The 6,917-nt window shown below is 40.9% G+C and carries 7 protein-coding genes and 1 tRNA gene; 5 read left to right on the top strand and 3 right to left on the bottom strand.

The window, feature by feature from the left end; genetic code table 11:
- The first annotated feature begins 109 nt into the window (after window positions 1–109).
- Window positions 110–185 (top strand) — tRNA-Val (locus Q8W26_RS16440).
- Window positions 186–294: 109 nt separating this feature from the next.
- Entirely contained in the window at window positions 295–699 is a 405-nt protein-coding gene (locus Q8W26_RS16435) for an acyl-CoA thioesterase (RefSeq protein WP_101215868.1), read from the top strand.
- Between the two features lie 56 nt (window positions 700–755).
- Here the strand turns inward: Q8W26_RS16435 and Q8W26_RS16430 are convergent, their stop codons facing one another.
- The gene (locus Q8W26_RS16430) at window positions 756–1,406 is read right to left on the bottom strand and encodes an MBL fold metallo-hydrolase (RefSeq protein WP_305473778.1); all 651 of its coding nucleotides are present in this window, start codon (window positions 1,404–1,406) and stop codon (window positions 756–758) included.
- Window positions 1,407–1,650: 244 nt separating this feature from the next.
- Here Q8W26_RS16430 and Q8W26_RS16425 point away from each other — a divergent pair, with 244 nt between their 5' ends.
- Entirely contained in the window at window positions 1,651–3,426 is a 1,776-nt protein-coding gene (locus tag Q8W26_RS16425; protein WP_101215870.1) for a hypothetical protein, read from the top strand.
- Here Q8W26_RS16425 and Q8W26_RS16420 read toward each other — a convergent pair.
- Window positions 3,423–3,962, bottom strand: coding sequence for an acyl-CoA thioesterase (locus Q8W26_RS16420; RefSeq protein ID WP_101215871.1), 540 nt, complete (start codon window positions 3,960–3,962; stop codon window positions 3,423–3,425). The two genes, Q8W26_RS16425 and Q8W26_RS16420, sit on opposite strands and share 4 nt — an antisense overlap.
- A gap of 136 nt (window positions 3,963–4,098) precedes the next feature.
- Here Q8W26_RS16420 and Q8W26_RS16415 point away from each other — a divergent pair, with 136 nt between their 5' ends.
- Window positions 4,099–4,839, top strand: coding sequence for a 4'-phosphopantetheinyl transferase superfamily protein (locus Q8W26_RS16415; protein ID WP_101215872.1), 741 nt, complete (start codon window positions 4,099–4,101; stop codon window positions 4,837–4,839).
- A gap of 2 nt (window positions 4,840–4,841) precedes the next feature.
- On the opposite strand, the gene Q8W26_RS16410 is transcribed toward Q8W26_RS16415, so the two are convergent.
- Window positions 4,842–5,315 (bottom strand): NYN domain-containing protein, encoded by a 474-nt coding sequence (locus Q8W26_RS16410; RefSeq protein ID WP_101215903.1) that lies wholly within the window; start codon window positions 5,313–5,315, stop codon window positions 4,842–4,844.
- A gap of 194 nt (window positions 5,316–5,509) precedes the next feature.
- On the opposite strand from Q8W26_RS16410, the gene dbpA reads away from it, so the two are divergent.
- Window positions 5,510–6,895 carry an ATP-dependent RNA helicase DbpA gene (gene dbpA, locus Q8W26_RS16405; protein WP_305473777.1) on the top strand — a complete coding sequence of 462 codons (1,386 nt, stop codon included), beginning with the start codon at window positions 5,510–5,512 and terminating at the stop codon, window positions 6,893–6,895.
- The last annotated feature ends 22 nt before the right edge of the window (window positions 6,896–6,917 follow it).

Here is a 6,917-nt window from a genome sequence, read left to right as displayed (position 1 = left end):
GATTAGCTCAGTTGGGAGAGCATCGCCCTTACAAGGCGAGGGTCACTGGTTCGAGCCCAGTATCGTCCACCATTCTTACTCCAAGAATTAAAACTAGGATATCCCCTGAGGACGATTAGCTCAGTTGGGAGAGCATCGCCCTTACAAGGCGAGGGTCACTGGTTCGAGCCCAGTATCGTCCACCATCATTATATTCCTGTAGTACTCTCTTCTTAATTCAATATTTAAACCTCCTTAAGTAGCTTAATTGACTAATCTAAAGTAATAGATAACTAGTTATATTGAGAAAAATTAATGATTCACGATCCTGCGGTACTAGAACGACTCGAAAACAGTCAAGCACGTATCACCAAAGCCGTTTTTCCTTTTAATACCAACCATCACGACACTTTATTCGGTGGGCAAGCGTTAGCGTGGATGGATGAAGCAGCCTTCATTGCCGCAACTCGTTTTTGCCGTAAACGTTTGGTCACCGTTTCTTCTGACCGCATCGATTTTAAACACCCTATTCCCGGTGGCAGCTTAGTTGAATTAGTAGGTCAGGTTGTCCACGTTGGACGTACCAGCTTAAAAGTTGAAGTGAATATTTACGTTGAAGATATGTATCAAGATCACCGTGAAAAAGCGATAACGGGAACCTTTAGCTTTGTTGCAGTGAACGAAGAAGGGAAGCCAATTCCAGTTTTGCCTGTGCTATAGAATAGTTTGAGGTTAGGTAGGACAATACCAACTGCCCTACCCTCATCAATTTAACACTAACTTAAGCCCGTCACCCGATCGCCGACCAAAGGGTTTGATGCTCTCTCTTTACCAAATGTAGAGTTTGGGCCATGACCACAAATAAATTCAATGTCATTACCCAACGGCCATAATTGACTACAAATCGAATTAATCAAGGTTTGATGATCCCCTTGTGGGAAATCTGTTCTGCCAATAGAACCAGCGAACAATACATCACCGACCCAAGCTAGTTTCAGAGCTTTGGATACAAACACTACATGACCCGGTGTATGGCCTGGGCACAACAGTACATCGAGTACTTCATTACCCACAGTTACCGTATCACCATCTTCTAACCACCGTGTCGGCTCAAAGACATCACACACTTCAAACCCAAACATCTGTGCTTGCTGAGCTAAACCATTAATCCAAAACAGGTCACCTTGATGCGGACCTTCAATCGTTAAATTAAGACGTTTTGATAATTCACTTGTCCCACCAGCATGATCAATATGGGCGTGCGTCAACAAGATTTTTTCAACACTAATTTGTTGAGTATCGATAAAAGACGTGATTTTTTCGATATCGCCACCAGGATCAATTACTGCGCCGATATTTGTTTCATCACACCAAATAACTGTACAGTTTTGCGCGAACTGAGTTACAGGAATGACTTGGTGCTTCAGCATAACAACTCTCTTTTAATAAAAAATAATAGTGAGTGCACAGTATACGCGAAGCATTCGCATGACAAAATCGGCAAAAGGATCAATAGCAGAGTTATTTTAGTTTATACTTAAATAACCAACTTAATTGACTAATAAATAGCTTTTATTCAATATGTTAATATTACTTCACTGTTATCTGCAATCTTGTCTAGTTTTTAAACAGTGATTTTTATAAGACGGGTTAAGGGGTCATACGGAGCAGATGAATTTCTTTTTGCGTATAGTTTGCTTAGGTTTAATCTTACTTTGGCCATTAAGGCAAGAAGCTGATGCGCAGACATGTCAGTGGCAATCGCCTGAGCCAGAACCGCTTAACTTTGAATTAACTTTACCAACCACACCCGCTCCAGATTTCCTCGATGGAAAAAGTATCGGCCACATAACATTCACTCGTTATAATGTTTTTAACCCAGAAGACCCCAAGGAATCTAACTTTCTATATCGCTGGCTCAATGACGTTCATGTGATTAGTCAAGAGCAAGTAATCAGGGATGAAATTTTATTTCGCGAAACAGACCAGTACAATGGACAATTATTTGCCGAAAGTGAACGAATCTTACGTAACAATAAATACCTCTACGATGCACGAGTGCGCCCGCTGCGTTTATGCGGTGACAAAGTCGACATTGAAGTTGTTACCAAAGACGCTTGGTCAATCACCCCAGCATTTAGCATTTCGCACAAAGGTGGTGAGACAACCACAAAAACATCGATTACAGAGTCAAATTTTTTAGGCAGCGGCAAGCTTATTTCCATTTCCCAAGCCAAGGATGATCAGCGCACCGAGTATACAGTGCGCTATAAGGATCCAAATATTGCAGGCACTCGACGTAAAACAGCAATAGAGATTAGTGACAATAGTGATGGTTACCGCCAATATTTTTCTCTCGACTTACCCTTTTATTCATTAGCTAGTCAGCGAAGTTACGGCTTTAGTTTCAACAATGAACAGCGTATATCCCCTTTATATTACCAATCAAAAAAAGCCATCGAACTCGATCATAAAAATCGCATTTATAATATTTTCTACGGCCGCTCTAAAGGCTATATTGAAGACACGACCAAGCGCTGGCGCTATGGATTCACTTACCGCCAAGATACATTAAAGCCTGATGCTGTTATACCTAGAGCATTTGGATTAGATAGTCCTAATCATCTTGCCTTGACAAGCCAAGCTCAACACCAGCGAACCTTATTATATCCATGGCTGGCATTTGACTATATTGAAAATAGCTTCACTACCATTGAAAATTTCCACTCGATTAAACGAACTGAAGATATAAATCTAGGCCGGTCCCTCACTGGCCGTATTGGTTACAGCCATCACTCTGTCGCTAACGATATCAGCCGAGTCATCTTTAATATTCACTCTCAAAATGCCATCAGAAAGCAGAAGCATTTATTAACTTTTGACACTCAAGTCGATGGCTATTGGCAAAGTAAACATAACAAGTTTGAAAATTTGGCGGCTACGTTTAATGGTGCTTATTACCATTTTTATGATTCAGACTGGGTATTCTTTAGCCAGATAAAATATAACATGTTATATAATCCACATCAGGAAAATCAACTGTTCTTAGGCGGAGATACTGGCTTGCGAGGTTACCCTTTAAGGCACCTATCCGGAGAGCAAACTGGCGTATTAACCTTCGAGCAACGTTACTATAGTGATGCTTATTTATTTCGCTTAATTCGTATTGGTGCCGCATTTTATGTTGATATTGGAAAATCATGGGGTGATAGTCATTTACTCGAACAATACGATAAATTATTAACAGCAATGCCCCCTGAAGCCCAAGTAACAGCCATAGAGAAGCAAGATAAACGTTGGTTAGCAAACGTTGGTATAGGTCTTCGCTTTACCCCTAGCCGTGTTGATGCCAATCATGTTATTCATGTCGATCTAGCCTTCCCTCTAGCTAATCGGCAGGATATCAAGTCATCGCAATTTTTAATCAGCGTTAAGCAATCATTTTAACTTAGGTACTGATCAAGGACGCTGTCATCAACAGCATCATCGTTCCATTTAGCACGGATCTCTTCTAAACGCTCACTATGCTCTTGGCGTAATTCGCGGCGAAATTTTGCAGCAACAAAGCGCGATTTATCTTTTTTACTAGTTAAAACTAACGGTGTAATAGCAACAGATTTCCCCGCTTCATTGACGGCGACCATAGTAAAGTAGCAACTATTGGTGTGGCGTATTTCACGAGAATGAATATTTTGCGCAAGTACTTTAATCCCAATCTCCATTGAGCTCCGACCCACTAAGTTAACATGAGCCAGGAAGGTTACCAGCTCTCCTACATGTATCGATTGTTTGAAGCGAACCTCATCGACCGATAAAGTCACGACATAGTGCCCACTGTACTGAGAGCCGCATGCGTAAGCGACTTGGTCAAGTAAGCGTAGTAACGCACCGCCATGAACCTTCCCAGAGAAATTAGCCATATCTGGTGTCATAAGCATGGTCATTTTTAAGCTAGAGAGCTCCTGCTGATTAATAAATGGCATAACGTCCCCTTTAGATGATAGATAGTTGATTTAGAAACACCATAATTTAAAGTGTCTCTTTTAAAAGTAGGCTAAAGCCTGAACTAAAACAATGCTATGATCAGTTTGAAAAGTAAAAGAAAAGGTGACTCCCATTATGGCACTATTAGAAAATCAGGTTGACATTTGGTTAGTCAAACCACATCACATAAGCTGTCCCAACCAACTAGCTTATTTTAGACAACAATTAAGCGAACAAGAGCGGGCAAAGGTTGATAAGCAATATAATCAAGAAGGTCGTCATAGTGCACTTGTCACTCGAGCGTTAGTGAGGAATGTATTATCTAAATATCACAGTACTATTGCACCTAGTGACTGGCGATTTGGCAAAGGGTTTAACGGTAAGCCCTTTATTAGCAATCCCAACGTAACACTCGACTTTAATCTGTCACATGCACAAGGCTTAATCGCTATTGCGGTCAGTCATCAGCTAGAGCTAGGCATTGATGTTGAATATATCAAACGTAAAGCCAACACATACAAACTAGCCCCGCGCTATTTTAGCCCTTATGAAAATGAAGCTTTAGCACAACTCCCTTACCAGCAACAAGCTATCGACTTCTTTAATTTTTGGACTTTGAAAGAGTCTTATATCAAAGCCTGTGGTGATGGTTTAGCCATTCCATTAGATCATTTTTGGTTTAAAATAAAATCTTTTGATGACATAGAGTTAGGCTTTAGTGAGTTACGTAATGACTCACCCACTCAATGGCAAAGCTTTCTGTTTGAGCCAACGCTTGAGCATAAAATGGCACTTACCGTCAGAGCTAACAGAACAGCGCCATTAACGATTAATCAATTTAACTTCATTGAAGACAATCTGATAACTCAACTATAAATCTAGAGTAAATAGTCTTGCTCAATTGGAATGAAGTGGTCAGCAGCTTGCACCAAGGCATTAGCGGTTAATTTAAGCACACCATAGACAGTCGTTGTTACATTGTCGCGTTGCTTGATTTCATCAAGTAGTATCGCAAAGTCACCGTCGCCGGAAAGTAAAATAACTTCATCAACCTCATTAGCACTGCGCAGTACATCAATAGTAATACCGACATCCCAATCCCCTTTAGCACTCCCGTCGCTACGTTGAATGAAAGGTTTGAGTTTAATGTTAAAACCAATGTGCTTTAGCGCACTTTGAAACTTTTGTTGCTGTTCATCACCACGATCAATAGCGTAGGCGTTTGCTTGCACGATGTCGCCACGCTCACTGAGTACCTGCCACAATTTACGATAATTAAAGGGGCGCTGATAAGTATCACGGGTAGTGTAATAAATATTTTGTACATCAACAAATAACGCTATTTTCTTCACAGCAACTCCAATAATGACCTGTTTATAGTGCTGAACATTACAGTATCTGCGCATGACAAACAATGCCATCAGATTGTGCGAGCGAGTTAGCAGCTTCCGTCTTATGCTTAAGATATCTCAATAATACCAACGTAAAGCTGGTATACTACGCGCCAATTATTTTTAAGAAACACTTCAACGCTAGGGCTGCTACTGTGCAATCAAACGATTTTTCTCAACTATCTCTACATCCGTCACTGTTAGATAATCTAAAAACCTTAGATTATAAAGAAATGACACCGATACAAGCACAAAGCTTGCCGCCTATCCTTGAAGGTAAAGATGTTATCGCCCAAGGTAAAACAGGCTCAGGTAAGACAGCAGCCTTTGCGTTAGGTTTATTAAATAACTTAGACGTTAAAAAATTTCGTGTTCAGTCATTAGTACTGTGCCCGACTCGTGAGCTGGCGGATCAAGTCGCCAAAGAAATTAGAAAGCTAGCGCGTGCAATCCACAACATCAAAGTCTTAACCCTGTGTGGTGGTACACCAATGGGGCCTCAAATTGGGTCTTTAGAACATGGCGCTCATATTATAGTCGGTACACCGGGACGTATCGAAGATCATTTATCTCGTGGGCGATTAAAACTTAACCACCTAAATACTTTAGTGCTCGATGAAGCCGATCGCATGTTAGAGATGGGATTTCAATCGGCATTAGATTTAATTTTCTCGTTATGTCCAGCCCAACGTCAAAATCTATTATTTAGCGCGACGTTCCCTGAAGGCGTTAAGCCAATTGCTAAGCGATTAATGACCGACCCAGTGAGTGTTGAAGTAGCATCAACTCATAGTAATGACAGTATCGATCAAGTGTTCTATAAAGTTGATGATAATCGCCATCGTAGTCACGCGGTACGTTTAGTATTGCAGCAGGCTAAAAGCGAATCTACGGTTATTTTCTGTACCACAAAACGTGATGTCCAAGACCTTGCTAGCGACCTAAAAGATTATGGTTTTAATGTGTTAGCATTACACGGCGATTTAGAACAACGCGATCGCGACCAGACATTAGTTCGTTTTGCTAACAAAAGTGTCTCAGTCCTAGTTGCGACCGATGTGGCCGCGCGAGGTCTTGATGTAGACAATTTAGATGCGGTTATCAACTACCATATCTCTAGCGATCCAGAAGTGCATGTCCATCGTATTGGTCGTACAGGCCGTGCTGGCGGTAAAGGCAAAGCTTACTCGCTATTCGCCGAAAAAGAGTTCAACAAAATTGGTCGTCTAGAAGAATTTTTAAATATTACTGTAGAGCCAAGTCCGTTACCTGATAATAGCGTATTAGACCAACCTATTCAGAAACCTAAAATGGCCACGCTACAGATTGATGGTGGTAAAAAACAAAAAGTACGCGCCGGCGATATTCTTGGTGCTTTAACTAGTAAAGGCGGTATCGCAGGCAGTGATGTTGGTAAGATTCAATTATCTGATAATTGGGCTTATGTTGCTGTTGCCAGTAACGTTGCCAATATAGCACTCAAGAAAATTAGCGAAGGTAAGCTTAAAGGTCGTAGCTTTAGAGTTCGTAAATTTAAATAAGCCGTTATCTATCATTTTATTA

Origin of the sequence: Psychrobium sp. 1_MG-2023, from assembly GCF_030689115.1 — a bacterium.
Lineage (GTDB): Bacteria > Pseudomonadota > Gammaproteobacteria > Enterobacterales > Psychrobiaceae > Psychrobium.
This window is presented reverse-complemented; position numbering and strand designations above follow the sequence as displayed.

Coding starts and splice junctions, on each gene's coding strand:
- Q8W26_RS16420 (WP_101215871.1), bottom strand. CDS start 3,962: ATGCCATTTATTAATCAGCAGGAGCTCTCTAGCTTAAAAATGACCATG.
- Q8W26_RS16435 (WP_101215868.1), top strand. CDS start 295: ATGATTCACGATCCTGCGGTACTAGAACGACTCGAAAACAGTCAAGCA.
- Q8W26_RS16425 (WP_101215870.1), top strand. CDS start 1,651: ATGAATTTCTTTTTGCGTATAGTTTGCTTAGGTTTAATCTTACTTTGG.
- Q8W26_RS16415 (WP_101215872.1), top strand. CDS start 4,099: ATGGCACTATTAGAAAATCAGGTTGACATTTGGTTAGTCAAACCACAT.